This window comes from Micromonospora noduli (assembly GCF_003264475.1).
Classification (GTDB): Bacteria; Actinomycetota; Actinomycetes; order Mycobacteriales; family Micromonosporaceae; genus Micromonospora; species Micromonospora noduli.
Genome location: NZ_PYAC01000002.1, coordinates 1 through 18,722 on the forward strand (window position 1 = coordinate 1; position 18,722 = coordinate 18,722).

At 70.4% G+C, this 18,722-nt stretch carries 19 protein-coding genes and 1 tRNA gene; 14 read left to right on the plus strand and 6 right to left on the minus strand.

All coding sequences use genetic code 11. From position 1 onward, the window contains the following. Nucleotides 1-324 precede the first annotated feature (324 nt). Nucleotides 325-948: a DUF6230 family protein gene (locus tag MED15_RS05545; RefSeq protein ID WP_112586860.1), complete on the plus strand. Its 624-nt coding sequence runs from the start codon at nucleotides 325-327 to the stop codon at nucleotides 946-948. A gap of 92 nt (nucleotides 949-1,040) precedes the next feature. Then, the gene (locus tag MED15_RS05550; RefSeq protein WP_112734948.1) at nucleotides 1,041-2,597 is read left to right on the plus strand and encodes a DUF6114 domain-containing protein; all 1,557 of its coding nucleotides are present in this window, start codon (nucleotides 1,041-1,043) and stop codon (nucleotides 2,595-2,597) included. 122 nt (nucleotides 2,598-2,719) lie between these two features. Here the strand turns inward: MED15_RS05550 and MED15_RS05555 are convergent, their stop codons facing one another. After that, a complete protein-coding gene (locus MED15_RS05555; RefSeq protein ID WP_112604771.1) occupies nucleotides 2,720-4,390 on the minus strand; it encodes a DUF885 domain-containing protein in 1,671 nt (556 codons plus the stop codon). 130 nt (nucleotides 4,391-4,520) lie between these two features. On the opposite strand from MED15_RS05555, the gene MED15_RS05560 reads away from it, so the two are divergent. Beyond that, nucleotides 4,521-5,501, plus strand: a complete 981-nt coding sequence (locus tag MED15_RS05560) for a DMT family transporter (RefSeq protein ID WP_112586854.1) — start codon at nucleotides 4,521-4,523, stop codon at nucleotides 5,499-5,501. Nucleotides 5,502-5,690: 189 nt separating this feature from the next. Here the strand turns inward: MED15_RS05560 and MED15_RS05565 are convergent, their stop codons facing one another. After that, nucleotides 5,691-6,764 (minus strand): PHP domain-containing protein, encoded by a 1,074-nt coding sequence (locus tag MED15_RS05565; protein WP_112586852.1) that lies wholly within the window; start codon nucleotides 6,762-6,764, stop codon nucleotides 5,691-5,693. Nucleotide 6,765: 1 nt separating this feature from the next. Further along, entirely contained in the window at nucleotides 6,766-7,527 is a 762-nt protein-coding gene (locus MED15_RS05570) for a M23 family metallopeptidase (protein WP_112586850.1), read from the minus strand. A gap of 64 nt (nucleotides 7,528-7,591) precedes the next feature. On the opposite strand from MED15_RS05570, the gene MED15_RS05575 reads away from it, so the two are divergent. From MED15_RS05575 to MED15_RS05585, 4 genes are all read left to right on the plus strand, one after another. Beyond that, nucleotides 7,592-7,981: a hypothetical protein gene (locus tag MED15_RS05575; protein ID WP_181518659.1), complete on the plus strand. Its 390-nt coding sequence runs from the start codon at nucleotides 7,592-7,594 to the stop codon at nucleotides 7,979-7,981. Nucleotides 7,982-8,092: 111 nt separating this feature from the next. Further along, nucleotides 8,093-8,260, plus strand: coding sequence for a hypothetical protein (locus MED15_RS33390; RefSeq protein ID WP_167362451.1), 168 nt, complete (start codon nucleotides 8,093-8,095; stop codon nucleotides 8,258-8,260). A gap of 117 nt (nucleotides 8,261-8,377) precedes the next feature. Continuing rightward, on the plus strand, nucleotides 8,378-8,905 hold the full coding sequence (locus tag MED15_RS05580; RefSeq protein ID WP_112586846.1) for a tRNA adenosine deaminase-associated protein: 528 nt from the start codon (nucleotides 8,378-8,380) through the stop codon (nucleotides 8,903-8,905). A 145-nt stretch (nucleotides 8,906-9,050) separates the two neighbouring features. Beyond that, a complete protein-coding gene (locus MED15_RS05585; protein WP_091403639.1) occupies nucleotides 9,051-9,497 on the plus strand; it encodes a nucleoside deaminase in 447 nt (148 codons plus the stop codon). Nucleotides 9,498-9,511: 14 nt separating this feature from the next. Here the strand turns inward: MED15_RS05585 and MED15_RS05590 are convergent, their stop codons facing one another. Together MED15_RS05590 and MED15_RS05595 are read right to left on the minus strand one after the other, a co-directional pair. Then, the gene (locus MED15_RS05590) at nucleotides 9,512-10,666 is read right to left on the minus strand and encodes a sensor histidine kinase (RefSeq protein WP_112734949.1); all 1,155 of its coding nucleotides are present in this window, start codon (nucleotides 10,664-10,666) and stop codon (nucleotides 9,512-9,514) included. After that, a complete protein-coding gene (locus tag MED15_RS05595; protein WP_208646544.1) occupies nucleotides 10,663-11,319 on the minus strand; it encodes a response regulator transcription factor in 657 nt (218 codons plus the stop codon). The genes MED15_RS05590 and MED15_RS05595 overlap by 4 nt, the downstream gene beginning before the upstream one ends. Before the next feature lie 141 nt (nucleotides 11,320-11,460). On the opposite strand from MED15_RS05595, the gene MED15_RS05600 reads away from it, so the two are divergent. Genes MED15_RS05600 through MED15_RS05615 form a run of 4 tightly spaced genes read left to right on the plus strand, consistent with a single transcriptional unit; the run spans nucleotide 11,461 to nucleotide 14,952 of the window. Continuing rightward, complete coding sequence (locus tag MED15_RS05600; RefSeq protein ID WP_225855149.1) at nucleotides 11,461-11,973, plus strand: hypothetical protein; 513 nt, start codon at nucleotides 11,461-11,463, stop codon at nucleotides 11,971-11,973. Further along, nucleotides 11,970-13,061 (plus strand): peptidoglycan-binding protein, encoded by a 1,092-nt coding sequence (locus MED15_RS05605; RefSeq protein ID WP_112734951.1) that lies wholly within the window; start codon nucleotides 11,970-11,972, stop codon nucleotides 13,059-13,061. The genes MED15_RS05600 and MED15_RS05605 overlap by 4 nt, the downstream gene beginning before the upstream one ends. A gap of 8 nt (nucleotides 13,062-13,069) precedes the next feature. Then, complete coding sequence (locus MED15_RS05610; protein ID WP_208646576.1) at nucleotides 13,070-13,753, plus strand: ABC transporter ATP-binding protein; 684 nt, start codon at nucleotides 13,070-13,072, stop codon at nucleotides 13,751-13,753. Beyond that, nucleotides 13,753-14,952: an ABC transporter permease gene (locus MED15_RS05615; protein ID WP_112604765.1), complete on the plus strand. Its 1,200-nt coding sequence runs from the start codon at nucleotides 13,753-13,755 to the stop codon at nucleotides 14,950-14,952. Before MED15_RS05610 ends, MED15_RS05615 begins: the two co-directional genes overlap by 1 nt. A 242-nt stretch (nucleotides 14,953-15,194) precedes the next feature. Here the strand turns inward: MED15_RS05615 and deoD are convergent, their stop codons facing one another. Then, a complete protein-coding gene (gene deoD / locus MED15_RS05620; RefSeq protein ID WP_074315244.1) occupies nucleotides 15,195-15,902 on the minus strand; it encodes a purine-nucleoside phosphorylase in 708 nt (235 codons plus the stop codon). A 75-nt stretch (nucleotides 15,903-15,977) separates the two neighbouring features. Between deoD and MED15_RS05625 the strand changes: the two genes are divergently transcribed. The 3 genes from MED15_RS05625 (at nucleotide 15,978) to MED15_RS05635 (ending at nucleotide 18,287) form a co-directional block, all read left to right on the plus strand. Beyond that, nucleotides 15,978-16,064, plus strand: a tRNA-Ser gene (locus MED15_RS05625). A gap of 269 nt (nucleotides 16,065-16,333) precedes the next feature. Beyond that, complete coding sequence (locus MED15_RS05630) at nucleotides 16,334-17,110, plus strand: DUF5131 family protein (RefSeq protein WP_112604762.1); 777 nt, start codon at nucleotides 16,334-16,336, stop codon at nucleotides 17,108-17,110. 82 nt (nucleotides 17,111-17,192) lie between these two features. Continuing rightward, nucleotides 17,193-18,287 carry a three-Cys-motif partner protein TcmP gene (locus tag MED15_RS05635; protein ID WP_112604759.1) on the plus strand — a complete coding sequence of 365 codons (1,095 nt, stop codon included), beginning with the start codon at nucleotides 17,193-17,195 and terminating at the stop codon, nucleotides 18,285-18,287. Nucleotides 18,288-18,722: the final 435 nt, after the last annotated feature.

Sequence of the window (18,722 nt, forward strand, 5' to 3'; positions counted from 1 at the left end):
CGTACGACCTGCGTGCTTTACATTTGTTATTTGATTGTAATTAGTCAATGCAGAGTCACGTTGCGCTGATACCACTGCCGCTTCATGCCTGCCTTGTCGCCATATAGGACGGTTGCGAGGGTGAATGAGTTCACTTTCAGTGATGCCGTACCTCCGTCTGGTTGCCCGGCTGTTACCGCCTGGTAATCAGGGGGTTGTGACCTGCGCCGCAACGGGTGCACCATCAAGCCCGATGGTTACCAGCCGGTAACAGGCTGCGGGCTCCCAGTGCGGGTCGCCCGCTCGGGACCGGCCACTCGCGCGCATCGACCCGAGGAGGAACCCGTGCAGGATCGGTTAGAGAGTCAGGGTCGTACCCGATGGTGGCGGTTCGCCGCCATGATGGTGCCCGCCACGGCGGCTGCCGGCGCCATCCTCTTCGGAATGTCGACCGGCGCGATCGCGTCCGACATCACGGTCTCCGGGCAGACGTTCAAGATCGGCGCCGACCGTCTGGAGGGCGACGGCTTCAAGCAGTACGGCGGCATCGTCCGCGAGAAGGGCAAGGACGGGAAGTCCGGTCAGGTCCACCCGATCGCGCTCTCCGAGATCAGCAGCGCCGAGTTGTACAGCCTCTGCCAGTCCGTCCGCGCCGACCTGCCGGGCCTGCCGGTGGTGCTCACCATCAACGCCGGCGAGGGCAAGGAACCCGCCCGCGCCAAGGACCTGCTGATCGCGATGGACTCGTTGAACGGCAACGCGACCTTCACCAACATCAGGATCGGTCGGGACGCCACCGACCTGAACCCGACGGCGCAGGCCGGCTCGTTCGGCCAGAACTCCGACCACGTCACCATCACCAACCTGCAGCAGGTGTCCCGCTACACCACGGCGGCCACGTTCAACCTGGTCGGCCTCCGACTCAAGGTCAACGTGGGTGACGACGCCAAGGGCAAGGAGTGCTTCTGAGCTGAGCCCAGGCCCGCGGTGGTCAACGCCGCGGGCCGGGCCCATGCCCCCATCCCCGCTCGGTCCCGTCTCTGCTCGGCCAGGAGGAGTACGTGACAACCGCGAACCCGTCCCACGCCCGGCCCGGTGGTCCGGCTCAGGCGTGGCGGCTCTTCCGCCGCTGGCAGCGCAGCCGGCCGTTCTGGGGCGGACTGCTCATCGCCCTGGCCGGGCTGGAGATGTTCGCCTCCACCCGGATGACCCTCAACGGCCTCAGCTTCCACAGTGGTGCGACAGGCCTGCTCTCGCTGCTGATCCCGATCATCCTGGTGACCTGTGGCCTGCTGCTCTGGTTCACCCCGGCGCAGCGGCTGTTCTACTCGGTCGTCGCGGCGGTCACCGCTGTGTACTCGCTGATCGGGCTCAACCTGGGCGGCTTCTTCGTCGGTCTGCTGCTCGGCATCGTCGGCAGCGCGCTCGCCTTCGCCTGGACCCCGATCCACCTCACACCACCCACCCCGCCACCGGCCGAGATCGAGCAGAACGGCGACGACCCGGGCGGTGCCGGCCTGGCCGGCGTCGGCCTGGCTGATGTTGGCGCCGACGGATCTGACAGTGGCAGCGCCGAGCAGGACGGTGTCGGACGGGCCGGCGCCAGCCCGGGCGGTGTTGACCAGGGCGGTGCTGGCCAGGGAGGTGCTGGCCAGGGCGGTGTCGTGCGGGTCGATCATCCGGGGGGCGGAGCGTCCGACGAGGGTGCACCGCCCGAGTGGCCGGGACGTTCCGCTGATCCGCGAGCCTTCGCCATTGCTCTCGTGATCCTCGGCCTGGCGGCCGTCGGTCTGGCCAGCCAGCCCCGAGCGGTGCAGGCCGCGCCGAGCCGACCGGCCTCGACCGGCTGCCCCACTCCGCCCCGGGCCGTCACCCCGTCGCCCAGCCGTAGCGCGGCCGCGCCGACGCCCACCCCGAGCCCGGCGCGGGGCGGCAACGTGATCACCGACATCCTGGACGGGATCGGCGATCTGCTCGGCATTGGAGGCGAAGAGGACCCTGCCCCCTCGGTGGGTCCCACTGTCACACCGACAGTCCGGCCGACCAGCACGGCGACGCCCCGCCCCGGCCCCGCCGACTGCCCGTCGCAGGCCCCGGGCAAGCCGACCCCGGGCAAGCCCGGGAAGCCGGCACCCGACCGGCCGGAAACGGTGCAGCCGGGCAAGTTGCTGCCGCGGATCGCCGCCGATCCGGCCCTGCCGACGGTGGCCCAGACGCCGTCGAAGCTCACCGGGTCGTCGGTGCGGATGACCGGGCTGCGGTTCGAGGGAGTCACGGACCTGCACACCGTGAAGGGCGACCTCAAGGTGCTGAAGTTCAGCATGCGAGAGGCGGTGACCGCCGACTTCCTGCTGCGGGCCGACGGCCCCGCAGGGCGCGACCAGCGGTACGCGACCAACCAGTTGACAGTGCGGGGAGACGTGGCCTTCTACGCGACCCGGTTCGTCGGCCGACTGCTCGGCATCAAGATCACGCTGACTCCGGATCTGCCGCTACCGGACGGTCTTCCGATCACCTCGCCCATCCCGATCACGTTCACCGACCCCACCATCGACCTGGCGTACGTCACCAGCGACACGCTGACCGCCCGCCCGGCGTTGGCACTCACCCTCGGCTGAACGCACAGCCGCAGAGCGGCCTCGGGGTGGAGCGCCCGTCGCGCGAGCAGCCTCGGCTCGGGGCGTGGCCGCGCGCGGCGACGGACTCGTCGTACCGTCGGCGCGCGCAGCCACCGCCCCGGTCAGAGCCGGGCCAGCGCCCGGCGCAGCGGGTCGAGACCCAGCGCACCCAGGTCCAACGCCTGCCGGTGGAACTCCCGCAGGTCGAAATCGGCGCCCTTGCGGGCCTTGGCGTCCTCGCGGGCCTGGAGCCAGATCCGCTCACCCACCTTGTACGACGGCGCCTGCCCCGGCCAACCCAGGTAGCGGTTCAGCTCGAAGCGCAGGTTCTCGTCCGGAACCCGGCAGTGCGCCCGCATGAACTCCCAGCCCAGCTCGGGCGTCCACCGCTCGCCCGGGTGGAAACCGAACGGATTGTCCTTCGGGATCTCCAGCTCCAGGTGCATGCCGATGTCCACGATCACCCGTGCCGCGCGCATCGCCTGGCCGTCGAGCATGCCCAGCTTGTCGCCCGGATCCTCCAGGTAGCCCAGCTCGTCCATCAGCCGCTCCGAGTAGAGCGCCCAGCCCTCACCGTGGCCGGAGACCCAGCAGAGCAACCGCTGCCAACGGTTGAGCAGGTCGGCCCGGACGGCGGTCTGCCCCACCTGGAGGTGGTGACCCGGCACGCCCTCGTGGAAGACCGTGGTCACCTCTCGCCAGGTGGAGAAGTCGCTGATGCCCTGCGGCACCGCCCACCACATCCGACCCGGCCGGGAGAAGTCCTCACTCGGGCCGGTGTAGTAGATGGCGCCGTCACTGGTCGGTGCGAGGCAGCACTCGATGCGGCGGACCTGCTCCGGGATGTCGAAGTGGGTGCCGTGCAGCTCGGTGATCGCCTTGTCGGCCAGCGCCTGCATCCAGTCCCGGAATGCCTCCTTGCCCTGGATGGTCCGGGCCGGGTCGGCGTCCAGGGTGGCCACGGCCTCGTCGACGCTGGCACCGGAGCCGGCGATGCGCCCCGCCACGACCCGCATCTCCGCCTCCAGGCGGGCCAGCTCGGCGAAGCCCCACGCGTACGTCTCGTCCAGGTCGACCTTGGCGCCGAGGAAGTACTGCGAGGCGAGCTCGTAGCGCTCCCGGCCGGCGGCCTGCTTGTCCCGCCCGTGCGGGGCCAGCTCGGTACGCAGGAACTGGCCGAACTCCGCGGTCGCCGCGGTCGCCGCCGCCGCACCCCGACGCAGTTCGGAGCCGAGCGTGCCCTCCGCCCCGAGCCGCTCGACCAGCCCGTGGAAGAAGTTGTCACCGGTCGGGTCGACCCAGATGTCGCACTGCTTCGCCACCTCGACCAGCTGCACCTTCGAGCTGACCTCACCGGCGGCGAGCGCCTCACGCAGCGTGGTCTTGTAGCCCTCCAGTGCGGCGCCGAAGCCGTTGAGGCGGGCGGCGATGTTGGCCTGGTCGTCGCTGGTAGTGGTGGGCATCAGGTCGAACACCATGCGGATCTCGTGCAGCCCGCTGGTGATCACGCTGACCTCGCTGGTCACCTCGCCGGCGTCGTACCGGGCGAGGTCCAGGCCGAGCCGTTCCTGCATGGCCTCCTTGGCGGTCCGTTCCGATTCGGTCTCCGGCTCGGTCACCTCCAGCTCGGCTAGGGTCCGGCGGGTGAGGTCCGCGCGCGCCCCGTAGCCCTCGGGCGAGAGGTCGTCGAGCTGGTCGTCATGGCCGGCGATGCCGACGAAGGTCGCGCCGGTGGGGCTCAACGGCGCCCACTCGGCCACGTAACGGTTGGCGAGTTCATCAATTCGTCCCACGCTGCGACCCTACGTGACCACCCCACCCCTGTGTCGCCGACGTTTGTCGTGTTGGAGCTGCGGGTTCAGGTACGGCGTGACGGCCGAAAGGCGCGCGACTTTGTCGTACGGTTGCGGCAGAGTGTCAGGGGTGACCACCGATACCACTCCTGACAAAGCGCCGGTCCGCGCCTGGCTGCCCGGCTTTGTCGCCCTCGCCGCGATCTGGGGTTCCAGCTTTCTCTTCATCAAGGTCGGGGTGGCCGAGCTGCACCCGGTCCAACTCACCCTCTACCGGGTCGTCGCCGGCGGTCTGACCCTGCTGGTGGTCCTCGCCGTGCTGCGCGACCGGCTGCCCCGTGAGCCCCGGGTCTGGGCACACCTGACCGTCGTCGCCGCCTTCGGCGTGGCGGTGCCGTTCACCCTCTTCGGCTACGGCGAGCAGCGGGTCGAGTCGATGCTGGCCGGCATCTGGAACGCCACCACGCCGTTGATCGTGCTGCCGCTGGCGGTGCTGGTCTTCCGCACCGAGCGGCTCACACTGCGCCGCGCGGTCGGGCTCGGGCTGGGCTTCGTCGGGGTGCTGGTGGTGCTCGGGGTCTGGGAGGGCATCGGCGGGGCGCACTTCACCGGGCAGCTCATGTGCTTCGGTGCGGCGGCCTGCTACGGCGTGTCCATCCCGTACCAGAAGCGGTTCGTCGCCGGCAGCGCGTACTCGGGTCTGTCGCTCTCCACCGCGCAACTGCTGCTCGCCGCCGCGCAGCTGGCCATCGTCACCCCCTTCGTCGCCGGCCTGCCGCCGCTGCCCACCGAGCTGTCGGCGGGGGTGGTGGCAAGTGTGCTGACCCTCGGCGCGCTCGGCACCGGGCTCGCTTTCGTGATCAACATGCGCAACATCCGGGTGGCCGGCGCGAGCACCGCGTCCACCGTCACGTACCTGATTCCGATCTTCGCGGTGCTGATCGGTGCTCTGGCGCTCGACGAACGACTCAACTGGCACCAACCGGTCGGCGCACTGATCGTGCTGCTCGGGGTCGCGGTCTCGCAGGGGATGTTCAGTCGCCGCCGGAGCAGCCCGGTCGTCGGCGTCGGTGCTCCCGCCACACCCGCCGCCGAACCCGCCCGCCGCTGACAGCACCGCACCCGCCCGCGGGCAGGCCGCCGTGGACCGTCGGGCCAGTCGCCGTGTCCATCCGGTTCGTGATCGACTCGGTTTCCTTGAAATCGGCAGGTCCCGGTCCGCCGGACACCCCGGTTTCAAGGAACGCGAGTCGATCAACGCTGAGCTGGCCGGCCGTCGAGGAGGCGCGAGGGAGGCTGGTCAGGTGCGGTTGTGCGTCCAGGTCACCAGTTGCTCTGCCGACCAGGTGTTGATCACGCGGTCGGCGGGGACGCCGCAGAGGGCGGCGCGTTCACAGCCGAATCGTTGCCAGTCGAGTTGGCCGGGCGCGTGCGCGTCGGTGTTGATGGCGAACCGGCAGCCAGCCTCCAGGGCGCGGCGGATCAGGCGCTTCGGCGGGTCCTGCCGCTCCGGCCGAGAGTTGATCTCGACGGCGGTGTCGTGCTCGGCGCAGGCGGCGAAGACGGCGTCCGCGTCGAAGTCGCTCTCCGCCCGGGTACGCGCGCGGTGCCCCCGATCGCCCGGACCGGTCACCCCGGCCGGGCGGGACGACACCATTCGGCCGGTGACGTGACCGAGGATGTCCAGGTGCGGGTTGGCGACCGCCTTCAGCATGCGCCGGGTCATCTTCGACCGCTCGTCCTTCAGGCCGCTGTGCACCGACCCGACCACCACGTCGAGCCGCGCCAGCAGGTCGTCGTCCTGGTCCAGGGAGCCGTCGGCGAGGATGTCCACCTCGATCCCGGTGAGGATCCGGAAACCCTCGGGCAGCGCCGCGTTGACCTGCGCCACGTGGTCGAGTTGCCGGCGTAGGCGCTCCGCGGTCAGCCCCCGGGCCACCGTCAGCCGGGGCGAGTGGTCGGTCAGCACCAGGTACTCGTGGCCCAACTCCACCGCTGCCAGCGCCATCTCCTCGATGGGCGAGCCGCCGTCGGACCAGTCCGAGTGGGTGTGACAGTCGCCGCGCAGGGCGGCGCGGAGCGCCGTGGCCTCGGCGTCCAGGTCGCTGCCCTCGGTCGCCACCAGCCGGCGGAGGTAGACCGGTTCCTCACCGGCGAGGGACTCCGCCACGCAGCGGGCCGTGACGTCACCGACACCGGCCAGTTCGGTGAGCGTGCCGTTGCCGGCCCGTTCGGTCAGCTCGGCCGCAGGCAGGCCGGCCAGCGCCTTCGCCGCCGACCGGAACGCGCGTACCCGGTAGGTGGCCTCGTTCGCCCGTTCCAGCAGGAACGCGATCCGGCGCAGGTCGGCGATGGGATCTCTCGCGCGGGCCATGTCAGGGCGCCTTCGGGCAGCCGTGCTTGCGTTGCCACGCGGTGACCTCGGCGGCCGGCTCCCGGTTGCCGCCGCGCCGCCAGGAGTCCAGGTAACGCGCCGGCCAGATCACCCCGCGCCGGATCCACCAGCCGTCCTTGCCCGCGCACGCCGGCGAGATGCCGAAGTGCACGTGACACACGTTGTTCGCGTTGCCGGTGCGGCCCACCTTGCCGAGCTGCTGCCCGGCGCGGACCCGCACCCCGACGTCGACTCCGCTGGTCACGACGCTCAGGTGCGAGCCGTAGTAGCGCACCCCGTCATCGCCGAGCAGAGCGACCGACAGACCGCCGTTGTCCGGGCCCTGTGGCCCACGCTTGCGGTACCGGTCCACGCGGCTCACCTCCAGCACCGTCCCGTCGGTCACCGCCACGAACGGCTCGCCGCAGTCGGCGAAGAGATCCGTCCCCGGGTACGCCCCGTGCGTCGGGTGGTAGTCGACGTTGTCGGCGCGTACCGGAAAGACGTGCTTCAGCCCGGTGCGGGGTGCCGTCGCCGACGGCCTGGCCGACGACGGCGCCGGGGGGCTCGGGTCGGTCGCCGCCGGCGTGGGCGGCTGCGACGCCGGTTGGTCGGCGGTCGCCCAGACCGAAGGTGGCGTCGGCGCGGCGCCTTCGGGCACCCCCGGCCGGGTGGTCGCACAGCCGGCGGCCAGCACCGGGGCGAGCAGCAGCAGGATCGGGTACGCCGGACGAGCGCGGCGCCTGATCGTCGGCGAGGACATCCGGTCATCCTGGCAGAGCCGGTACCGTGGGCACGAGCGGCACGCGTGAGAGAGGGCAGCGACGGTGACCATTGCCCGACCCGATCCTGGCCCGGATTTCGGTGCCGTCCGCCCGGTGCCGCGTACCCCGTCGGGTCTCTTCCCCTCCGGGCCACCGACGCGGCCCACCTACCGCGAGCCGCACCCGGTCACCGGTGGTGGTGTCGCCTCCGGTGGTGGCGCGGCGGCCGGTTGGCTGCTGCTGTTCGGCCTGCTCGGCACCGACGTGACCAGCTACGCGTGGTGGACGGTGTTCGCCGGCCTGCTGGCCTGGGTCACCGCCCTGGTGCTGGTCCGCTACGGCGACCGAGGGGTGGCCACCGGGGTCGCCATCGTCACGGCGGGTGGTTGGAGCATCGCGGCCGCCGTGGTGGCGGTCCGCTGGGCCACCAGTGGTGACTGGCCGCTGTGGTGACCGGCACGGACGGGCCCCGAAACGGCGCTCGGTGACTGCACCGTGTGCCCGGTTGGCTGCGTAGCGAACGCCGTCTTGACGTGGCCGCCGAGACTCGGCACGCTCGGGACTATGGCCTGGACCACTCCCCGGCAGGATCCCGATCGCAATCGCCGTCGACTGCAGTTGCTGGCCGAGTTGGCGGGCGCCCGGGCGGTCCGCCAGCGCAGCCGACCGCAGCGGCAGCGCACCGAGCGTCTGCGCCAGCTCATCGCCACCCGCCGTCGAGTCGTCGGCTGATCCGACTTTGTCAGGAATGACCCGCCCTTCGGGGCGTTGACGAGTCACCTGCCGACCCGACCGGCTAACGTGCACGCGTAACGAGTCGACGCTGTGTCGAGGGCTATTGGGGGGACCGTGTCGTACTTCGCTGCGGCCGTGGTGCGCGACGACAGTGGCTGGACCGCCGCCGAGGTCAGCCTGCGTGGCGCCACCGACATCGACGAGGTTGCCGACCGGCTGCGTGACGTCGACCAGGAGGCCGACGTGTCGCTGCTCTTCGTCGAGGGCGACGACGCGTACCTGGTGATCCTGCGCCTCGACGAGGGCGAGGACCTGCGGGTGTTCGGTTCGGACTCCGCGTACGCGGAGGAGTCGCAGCTCGGGGCGCTGCTGGTCGGTGACCTGAAGACCTCGGTCACCGGGCTCGACGGTGACGACGAGCCACGCCCGGTGAGCACCGGTGACGAGGAGAGCGAGCAGCCCGTCGTCGACCCGGAGGCCGACCCGGTCGGTGACGCCGACCTGCTGGCCAACCTGGGCATCTCCGCACAGAAGCTGCTGACCCTCTGCACCCACGAGGGGATGATGCCGGCGGACGTCACCGCCGAGATCTGCCAGGTGCTCGGCTGCGCCGACGAGGTCGAGGAGCTGCGTGAGGTCTGAGCCGGCCGACGCCACCGATCCGTCGCTGGAGTCGATCCGACCGGGCCAGCCGACCCCCGGCGTGGTGGGCCGCGCCGGGCCCGGCGCCCACGAGGGTTTGGCGGACCCGGGCGAGGTCGGCCGACGACAGCGGCACGAGCTGTGGATGCGTCGCGCCCTGGAGATCGCCGTCGCCGGTCCACCCGTCGACGACACGGTCAGTACCGACGTCGACGACGTGCCGGTGGGGGCGGTGCTCTACGGGCCCGACGGCACCGAGTTGGCCACCGGACGCAACGAGCGCGAGCTCACCGGAGACCCCACCGCCCACGCCGAGGTGCTGGCCCTGCGCCGGGGTGCCGAGCGCACCGGCCGGTGGCGGCTGGACGGCTGCACCCTGGTGGTCACCCTCGAACCGTGCACCATGTGCGCCGGAGCGCTGGTGCTGGCCCGGGTCTCCACAGTCGTGTTCGGCGCGTGGGAGCCCAAGACCGGCGCGGCCGGATCGCTCTGGGACGTGCTGCGGGACCGTCGGCTCAACCACCGCCCCGAGGTCTACGGCGGGGTGCTGGAGGCTGAGACCGCCACCGTCCTGCGCGCGTTCTTCCGCTGAAGCCGCGTCGCCGGTCAGGCCGGCGGCAGTGTGACCGTGACGATCAGACCGCCGTCCGGCCGGGGCTGCGCCTCGGCGGTGCCGCCGTGAGCCCGGGCCACCGCGCGGACGATGGACAGCCCCAGCCCGAAGCCCCGCGCGCCGACGACCCGCTCCCGCGACAGCCGGCGGAAGGGCTGGAACATCGTCTCGACGTCGTAGCCGGGGATGACAGGGCCGGTGTTGGTCACCGTGAGGGTGGGCCGGCCGTCGACCAGCCCGGTGCGCACCTCCACCCAACCGTCGGCGGGCAGGTTGTGGCGCAGCGCGTTCTCCACCAGGTTGAACGTGAGCCGCTCCAACAGCACCGGGTCGCCGCTGGTGGGCGCCGGGGCCAGGGCCCGCCGAACCCGCACGTCGGGTGCCTGCTTCCCGGCCTGATCGGTCGTGTGCGCGCAGACCTCGGCCAGGTCGACCGGCGTACGCTCGGTCAGCTCGTTCTCCGAGTCGGCCAGGGTCAGCAGACCGTCGATCAACCGCTCGTGGCGTTCGTTGACCGCCAACAGCGACTCGCCCAGTCGCCGGGTCTCCGCCGACGCGTCCGGGCGGGTGATCGCCAGCTCCACCAGGGCGCGGTTGAGCGCCAGCGGCGTACGCAGCTCGTGCGAGGCGTTCGCCACGAACCGGCGCTGCCCGTCGAAGGAGCGATCCAGCCGTTCCAGCATCTCGTCGAAGGTGTCGGCGAGTTCGCGTACCTCGTCGGGAGGGCCGGTGAGCGCGATCCGCTCGTGCAGACCACGGCCGGCGGTGTCCGCGCCGGCGATCCGGCGGGCCGTGCCGGTGATCTGGAGCAGGGGCTGCAACGCCCGACCGGCGAGCAGCCAGCCGAACGCGATCGCCACCGTCGACACCACGATCAACGCGATACCGCCCTGGGTGAGCAGCGACTCCAACGCGTTGCGCTTCGCCTCGTCCTGCACCTCCTGCAACAGGGCGCGCAGGTTGTCGACGTTCTGCCCGCTGGGCGTCGTGGGGGCTGTCTTCGGCAGGTCTCGCAGGCTCACCCCGAACGGCTGCGGCATCCGCTGATCCACCAGCACGTACGTGACGGCGAGCAGGACCACGCCGGCCAACAGGAAGAGCCCGCCGTAGATGAGGGTGAGCCGGGCGCGGATCGTCAGGCGTTTCATCGGATCTGGTACCCCGCCCCGGGGACCGTCTCGATCACCGGTGGGTCGCCGAGTTTGCGGCGCAGCTTCATGACTGTCACCCGGACCACGTTGGTGAACGGGTCAATGTGCTCGTCCCAGGCGCGTTCCAGCAGGTCCTCGGCGGAGACCACCGCGCCGTCGGCGCGCAGCAGCTCGGCCAGCACCGCGAACTCCTTGCGGGACAGCGCCACGTGCCGGTCGTCACGGCGTACCTCGTGTCGGGCCGGGTCGAGCTGGATGCCGGCGCGACGCAGCGTCGGCGGCGCCGCCGGGCGGGACCGGCGGGTCAGCGCGTGCACCCGGGCCGACAGCTCGACCAGGGCGAACGGCTTGGTCAGGTAGTCGTCGGCACCGAGCGCCAACCCCGCCACCCGTTCCCGGACCGCCGCCGACGCGGTAAGCATCAGCACCCGGGTCTCCCCGCCCGCGTCCACGATCGCCCGGCACACGTCGTCGCCGTGCACCACCGGCAGATCCCGGTCCAGGACCACCACGGCGTACTCGTTGACGCCGATCCGCTCCAACGCGGCGTCCCCGTCGTACGCCACGTCGACAGCGAACGACTCCCGACGCAGCCACTCGGCGATGGCGTCCGCCAGCACGTTCTCGTCCTCGACCACCAGCACTCTCACCCCTCAATGGTGCTCGGGGTGCGGTAACGCCGGCATAACCGCCGACGGTAACGCCGGGGATACGCCCACTGCCATGCACTGGGTGTCACGTTCGGCAAACCGCGCCGGACCTGAGCGGAAGCGGACACCATGCGACGACAGATGCTTGCGATCCCCGTCCTGCTCGCCCTGGCGCTGTCCGGGTGCGGCGCGGGAGGCGACGACGGCGGCGGGGTCGCTACCGCCGGTGGGGCGAAGGCCGAGGCCACGGCGAGCGGCACGCCGGTCAGTGACTCGGAGCGGCAACTCGCCTTCGCCCGTTGCATGCGGGAGAACGGGGTGGACATGCCCGACCCGGAGGCGGGCGGGCGTCCCGGCTTCCGGTTCGGTGCGGATGTGGATCAGCAGAAGGTCCAGGCGGCCATGGAGAAGTGCCAGGACAAGCTGCCCAACGGCGGGCAGGGACCGCAGCTCAACCCCGAGCAGGCCGAGCAGATGCGGACGCTGGCCAAGTGCATGCGGGAGAACGGGGTGCCGGACTTCCCGGACCCGGACGCCGACGGGCGGGTCCGTATCGGGGCGGGGGGCAACGCGATCAACATCGGCGACCCGGCCATGAAGGCCGCGCTGGAGAAGTGCCGGCAGCACGCGCCGCAGTTCGGAGGTGGCCGGTGACCGGCCCCATCCGACGCTCGCGGTTGCGCGCCGCCGTCACCGGCGGCGTCGTCCTGCTGGTCGCCGCCGTGGGCGTGGTCGCCGCGGTGGGCTTCGGCGGCGGCGCCGACGGGGGCCGCGCCCAGGCCGGCGGCGCGCCACCCGCCACCGCCACTGTCACCCGGCAGACCCTCGCCGACTCGGAGACCGCGGACGGTGAGCTGGGGTACGGCGCGACGCGTACCGCCACGGCGAGGCTCAACGGCACCGTCACCGGGCTGGCGGCCACCGGGTCGACGGTGCGGCGGGGCAAGGCGCTCTACCTGGTCGACAACGAGGAGGTGGTGCTGCTCCACGGCGGGTTGCCCGCGTACCGGACCCTCGCCCCCGGGGTGGAGGGGCCCGACGTCGCGCAGTTCGAGCGGAACCTCGAAGCGCTGGGCTACACCGGCTTCACTGTCGACGACGAGTACACCGGCGCCACCGCGGACGCCGTCCGGGACTGGCAGGACGATCTGGGCCTGAGCGAGACCGGTCGGGTCGAGCCGGGGCGGGTCGTGTACGCCGACCGGGAGGTCCGGGTGGAGAGCCACCAGGTCGACGTCGGCGATCTCACCCAGCCCGGCCAGGCGGTGCTGACGTACACCGGCACCAGCCGGGTCGTCACCGTCGAGTTGGACGTGGACGACCAGCGGTTGGCCAGGCGCGACGCGAAGGTCACCGTGCGGCTGCCGGACGGCGGGACGGTGGCGGGCACGATCAGCACTGTCGAAACGGTCGTCCAGGCCGGCGCGACCGGCGCCAACGGGCAGGCCGGCGACGCCGAGACGAAGATCGAGGTGACCGTCGCGGTGACCGACCCGAAGGCCCTCACCGGCTTCGACCAGGCCAGCGCGGACGTGACGTTCACCGTCTCGGAGCGCCGCGACGTGCTCACCGTGCCGGTGGCGGCGCTGTTGGCGCTGGCCGAGGGCGGCTACGGCGTCCAGGTCGCCGAGGGCGACGCGAGCCGGGTCCTCGCGGTGACCACCGGGTTGTTCGCCGACGGCCGGGTGGAGGTCACCGGTACGGGCCTCACCGAGGGCACGTCGGTGGTGGTGCCGACGTGAGCGGCGAGGTGATCGTGCTCGACCGGGTCAGCAAGCGGTACACCGGTGGCGTCGTCGCGTTGGACGACGTGTCGCTGCGGATCGGTCACGGCGAGTTGGTCGCGATCGTCGGCCCGTCCGGATCGGGCAAGTCGACCATGCTGCACCTGATCGGCACCCTGGACCGGCCGTCGTCGGGCAGCGTCCTCATCGACGGGTACGACGCGGCGAAGCTGACCGACCGGGAACTGTCCGCGCTGCGGGCCACCCGGATCGGCTTCGTCTTCCAGCAGTTCCACCTCGCTCCTGGCGTCCCGGTCGTGGACAACGTGGCCGACGGGTTGCTCTACTCCGGCGTACCGCTGCGGCGGCGGCGCGAACGGGCGGAGGCCGCGTTGGTCCGGGTCGGCCTGGGCCACCGGTTGGGGCACCGGCCGCACGAGCTGTCCGGCGGGGAACGGCAGCGGGTGGCCGTGGCCCGCGCGGTGGTCGGCGAGCCGGCGGTGCTGCTCGCCGACGAGCCGACCGGCAACCTCGACTCCCACTCCGGTGCCGGGGTGTTGGAGTTGCTGCACGATCTGCACCGGGCCGGCACCACCGTCGTGGTGATCACCCATGATCGGGAGATCGCGGGAAGCCTGCCCCGGCAGGTGCGGATGCGCGACGGCGCGGTGCGGCACGACTCGGCCCTCGCGTCGGGTGGGGTCGGCTGATGGCGACGCTGACCCCGGCCCGACTGCGGCCGGCGGACGTCGTGCGCGTCGGCGGGGTGGGGCTGCGGACCCGTCCCCTGCGGGCGTTCCTCTCCGCGTTGGGCATCGCGATCGGCATCGCAGCGATGATCGCGGTGGTCGGCATCTCCTCGTCGTCCCGGGCCGAGCTGGACCGGGCGCTCGACGCGCTCGGCACCAACCTGCTCACCGTCGAGCCGGGCACCACCCTGTTCGGCGCGGACGCCCAACTGCCCGAGGAGTCGATCGCGATGATCGGGCGGATCGGTCCGGTGACCGAGGTGTCCGCGACCGGGCAGGTGCCCGACGCCAAGGTGTACCGCTCGGACCGGATCCCGGCGGCGGAGACCGGTGGCATCGCCACCCGGGCGGCCCGGCTGGACCTGCTCGGCACCGTAGGAGCCGAGGTGACCACCGGCACCTGGCTCAACGAGGCGACCGCCCGTTACCCGGCGGTCGTGCTCGGTGCCACCGCCGCGCAGCGGCTCGGGATCACCTCGGCGGACCCGCAGGTGCAGGTGTGGCTGGGTGGGCGGCCGTTCACAGTGGTCGGCACCCTCGCCGCCGCACCGCTCGCCCCGGAGTTGGACACGTCGGCGTTGGTCGGCTGGGCGGCGGCGGCCGAATACCTGGGCTTCGACGGTCACCCGACCACCGTCTACACCCGGGCGCAGGAGTCGCAGGTCGAGGCGGTCCGGTCGGTGCTCGGCGCGACCACCAATCCGGAGGCGCCGAACGAGGTCGAGGTGTCCAGGCCCTCGGACGCGCTGGCCGCCGCCGAGGCGACCGACGACGCGTTCACCGGCCTGTTGCTGGGCCTGGGCGCGGTCGCCCTGCTGGTCGGTGGGGTCGGTGTGGCGAACACCATGGTGATCTCGGTGCTGGAACGCCGAGCCGAGATCGGCCTGCGCCGGTCACTGGGCGCCACCCGCGGTCAGGTACGGGCCCAGTTCCTCACCGAATCGCTGCTGCTCTCCGCGCTCGGCGGGATCGGTGGGGTGGTGCTGGGCATCCTGGTCACCTCGGGCTACGCGCTGTCGCAGGACTGGCCGACAGTGGTGCCGGCCTGGGCGATGCTCGGCGGGGTGGGCGCGACGCTGGTCATCGGCGGCTTCGCCGGCCTCTACCCGGCGGTGCGCGCCGCCCGCCTGGCGCCGACCGAGGCGCTGGCCGCCGCCTGACTGGGCTGGCGGGTCGGGCTGGCATGGCGGTCTGGCCCGGCGTGGCGCGGTCGGGCCGGTGTGGCGCGGTCGGGCCGGTGTGGCGCGGTCGGGCCGGTGTGGCGCGGTCGGGCCGGTGTGGCGCGGTCGGGCCGGCGTGGCGGTCTGGGCCCGGCATATGTGGAAGAGCGGTATGACTCTGAGGCATATTTATACCTCTGAGTCATACCGCTCTCGGCAGTGCCAGCGCCCGCCGGAATGGATCAGGCGATGATCGTGTCGAGGGCGATCTCGACCATCTGACTGAAGGTCTGCTCGCGCTCCTCCGAGGTGGTCTTCTCACCGGTCTTGATGTGGTCGCTGACTGTCAACACGGTCAGCGCACGGGCCTTGAACCGGGCAGCGATCGTGTAGAGCGCCGCCGACTCCATCTCCACCGCCAGCACGCCGTAGTCGGCGAGGGTGTCGTACAGGTCCGGCCGGTCGGTGTAGAAGGCGTCCGCCGCCAGGATCGGCCCCACGTGCATGGTGATGCCGCGCCGCTCGGCCACCTCGACCGACGTACGCAGCAGCCCGAAGTCGGCCACCGGGGCGTAGTCGATCAGCCCGTCGAAGCGCATCCGGTTCATGTTCGAGTCGGTGGACGACCCGATCGCGGCCACCACGTCCCGCAGTTGCAGGTCGGTGCTGAGGGCACCACAGGAGCCGACCCGGATCAGCGTCTTCACGCCGTACTCGTTGATCAGCTCGTGGGCGTAGATGGAGGCCGACGGCATGCCCATGCCGGAGCCCTGGACGGAAACCTCGACGCCGTTCCAGCGGCCGGTGAAGCCCAGCATGCCCCGAACCGTCGAGTAGCAGGTGGCGCCCTCGAGGTAGGTCTCCGCGATCCACTTGGCCCGCAGGGGGTCACCCGGCATCAGGACCCGCTCGGCGATCTCGCCCGGCTTCGCGCCGATGTGCGTACTCATGGCAAAGATCCTGCCAGGCCGGCCCGGGCGATACCGGTTCGGCGTCGGAACCGGCGGTCCTGTACCCTCGTCGGCGGTGGCGTGTCCGAGCGGCCTAAGGAGCACGCCTCGAAAGCGTGTGAGGGTTAACGCCCTCCGAGGGTTCAAATCCCTCCGCCACCGCTCTGAGATGCAGAAACGCCCGGTCGATCCGCGAGGATCGACCGGGCGTTCCGCTTGTGGTCTCAGTTGGGTCCTTCGGCGCCCGACCCCGCCCGCCTGCTGCTTCGGCCGGCCGTACGGCTTGTCCGGTCGAACGCGCTGCCCTCGGCCCCGTGAGGCGTTATACGGATGACATAAGCCATCTCACACCCGTATGAGACGTGACGGTAGGTGACCCTTCCGTTCCGAACGGATGTTCGACAAGATGTGTGATCAGAGGAGGTGATGACGTGGCGGATCGTAGTTCCATCGAGTGGACAGAAGCTACGTGGAACCCTACGACCGGATGTGATCGCATCTCCGCGGGTTGCGACAACTGCTACGCCCTCGCCCTGTCCAAGCGGCTCAAGGCCATGGGCTCGGCTAAGTATCAGAATGATGGCGATCCACGAACGTCTGGGCCGGGATTTGGCGTGACGGTCCATGCGGACGCGTTAGAGATCCCGCGTCGGTGGCGAGACCCGCGGCTCGTGTTCGTCAACTCGATGTCTGATTTGTTCCATGCCCGGGTGCCGTTGAGTTACGTGCAACAGGTGTTCGAGGTTATGCGTGAGACGCCTCGACATACATACCAATTGCTCACCAAGCGGGCCGCAAGGCTGACGAAGGTGGCCCACCAGCTCGACTGGCCCTCAAATGTATGGATGGGCGTTAGCGTCGAGGACGCCAGCGAGGTGGGTCGCATTGATGACTTGCGGGAGGTGCCCGCCGCCGTGCGCTTCGTCTCCGCTGAGCCCCTGCTAGGCCCGCTCCTCGATCTGAATCTGGACGGTATCGATTGGCTGATCGCCGGCGGCGAGTCTGGGCTCAACTGCCGTCCGGTGGACGCGGCATGGGTGCGAGCGCTGAGAGATCAGTGCGTCGCAGCCGGGACTGCCTTCTTCTTCAAGCAGTGGGGTGGCCGCACACCGAAGGCCGGCGGCCGTCGTCTCGATGGGTTTGAACACTCTGCGATGCCCGCGGTTGGCTTTAGGGGTGTTCAGGAGATGGAGGCTGCCCGCAGCTGAGACGTGCAGCCCTAATCGGGAGTTCCATCGGAGCGGTTGCGATGGGACACTGATCCATGACCTTGAGTAGTCAGGAGGGCTGATGCCGGTCAGCGGTGACGTTCCATGGCCATGTGCGCAACACACGGGTGCTAAACACGACATCTACCGCCGCTATCTTGAGCGATGGTTCCCCATCCTGCTCGCCGGCTCTAACGCATACCCGTCGGTCACCTACGCGGAGGGCTTCTCCGGCCCGGGCGTCTACAGCGGCGGCGAAGACGGCTCGCCTGTCATCGCGATGCGGGCGCTCATCGAGAAGGTTCCACCGAACAAGGGTGTTGCTCGCTTCGCCTTCATCGACGACGACCAGCGCTGCGTCGATATGTTGTGGGACACCCTCAGGGCCGTCTTCCCTGACCGTCCGCGACCGGACACGGCGATGCCATTGAAGATCGTCAAGGGGACGTGTGCCGCCCATCTGGAGGCGACCCTCGACATCATGAAGGCATGGGGCCAGCCGATCTTTGCGAATCTGGACTCCTGGGGAAACGCCCCAGTGCCGTATCGGCTTCTGAGACGTCTGGCTGCGAACGTCTCAAGCGAGGTCATCGTCACCCTGTTCCCCCAACACTTCGTCCGCTTCGTCAGCACCCAAGGCGAAGCGGCTGATGAGGTGTTCGGTGGTGATCCGAACTGGCGAACGGTTATGGACCTGGCTCCCGCAGCGAAGAGCAGGCATATCCTCACCTGTTATCGAGAAGCGCTGCACAAGGCGGGCTTTTCGTACTTACTGGACTTCGAACTCATCCCCAGGAACGGGCAACCTCTCTATCTCGTCTTCGGTACCGGCCACCCTCTCGGGGTGAAAAAGATGAAGGACAGCCTCTGGGAGGTCGACCGTGCCCAAGGCGTCGGCTTCCGCGATCCTCGGGACGAGCAGGCCGAGACGTTGTTCGCCTTTGATGAACCCCAACTCGGGCCACTGACCCGGCTGCTTGCCCACAAACTTCGGGAGAGCGGTCCTGTGCGGGTGCAGGAACTGCGCGACTTCACACTGTTTGAGACCGTTTACCGACCGGAGCACGTCATCGAAGCGTTGAAGCCGCTTAGGGATCAAGGCGCGCTCAACGTCGATGGTGGGGGCCCGTTGCGGATAGCGTCACTGGTCTCGCTGGCGCCAGCACCGTCCCGCTAGGCCCTAGCCTTACCGCTCCGGTGGCCTGGGCTAGCACCAACGCTGCCAGCCCAGGCCGCCCTTCTGCTAGTCGCCGGGGTCTTCGGCGTCCCAGAGCAGGCCGCCAATCCGTTGAGCGATGTCTCGTCGGACCCGAACAAATCACCGGTCACCCCGTGACCGTCCAACGTCAACCGCCTAAGACTGAACCACCGGAGCTGATCGCCGACATCAACCGCGCTCGCACCATTCTGGACTGGACCCCAGCAAGGTCCAAGCTGAGCGAGATCCTTGCGGATGCATGGGAGGCATGGCCCCGTGGTCTGTCGACAGAGCGCGGCTAGAGGGCGGGCCGACTATGCCTCCGGCAGGGGCCAAACAATGAGTTACTTCTTGTCGCGAATCCTGGTCGGACGTCGAGGGGTGCGATGACCGCACGAGTTAGGGCGATCAGGT

Excerpts from the sequence above, each read along its gene's own strand:
- MED15_RS05565 (WP_112586852.1), bottom strand. The coding sequence starts at position 6,764 with ATGGCCCGCGCGAGAGATCCCATCGCCGACCTGCGCCGGATCGCGTTC.
- MED15_RS05600 (WP_225855149.1), top strand. The coding sequence starts at position 11,461 with ATGCTTGCGATCCCCGTCCTGCTCGCCCTGGCGCTGTCCGGGTGCGGC.
- MED15_RS05590 (WP_112734949.1), bottom strand. The coding sequence starts at position 10,666 with ATGAAACGCCTGACGATCCGCGCCCGGCTCACCCTCATCTACGGCGGG.
- MED15_RS05635 (WP_112604759.1), top strand. The coding sequence starts at position 17,193 with ATGCCGGTCAGCGGTGACGTTCCATGGCCATGTGCGCAACACACGGGT.
- MED15_RS05570 (WP_112586850.1), bottom strand. The coding sequence starts at position 7,527 with ATGTCCTCGCCGACGATCAGGCGCCGCGCTCGTCCGGCGTACCCGATC.
- MED15_RS05615 (WP_112604765.1), top strand. The coding sequence starts at position 13,753 with ATGGCGACGCTGACCCCGGCCCGACTGCGGCCGGCGGACGTCGTGCGC.
- deoD (WP_074315244.1), bottom strand. The coding sequence starts at position 15,902 with ATGAGTACGCACATCGGCGCGAAGCCGGGCGAGATCGCCGAGCGGGTC.
- MED15_RS33390 (WP_167362451.1), top strand. The coding sequence starts at position 8,093 with ATGGCCTGGACCACTCCCCGGCAGGATCCCGATCGCAATCGCCGTCGA.
- MED15_RS05585 (WP_091403639.1), top strand. The coding sequence starts at position 9,051 with ATGCGTCGCGCCCTGGAGATCGCCGTCGCCGGTCCACCCGTCGACGAC.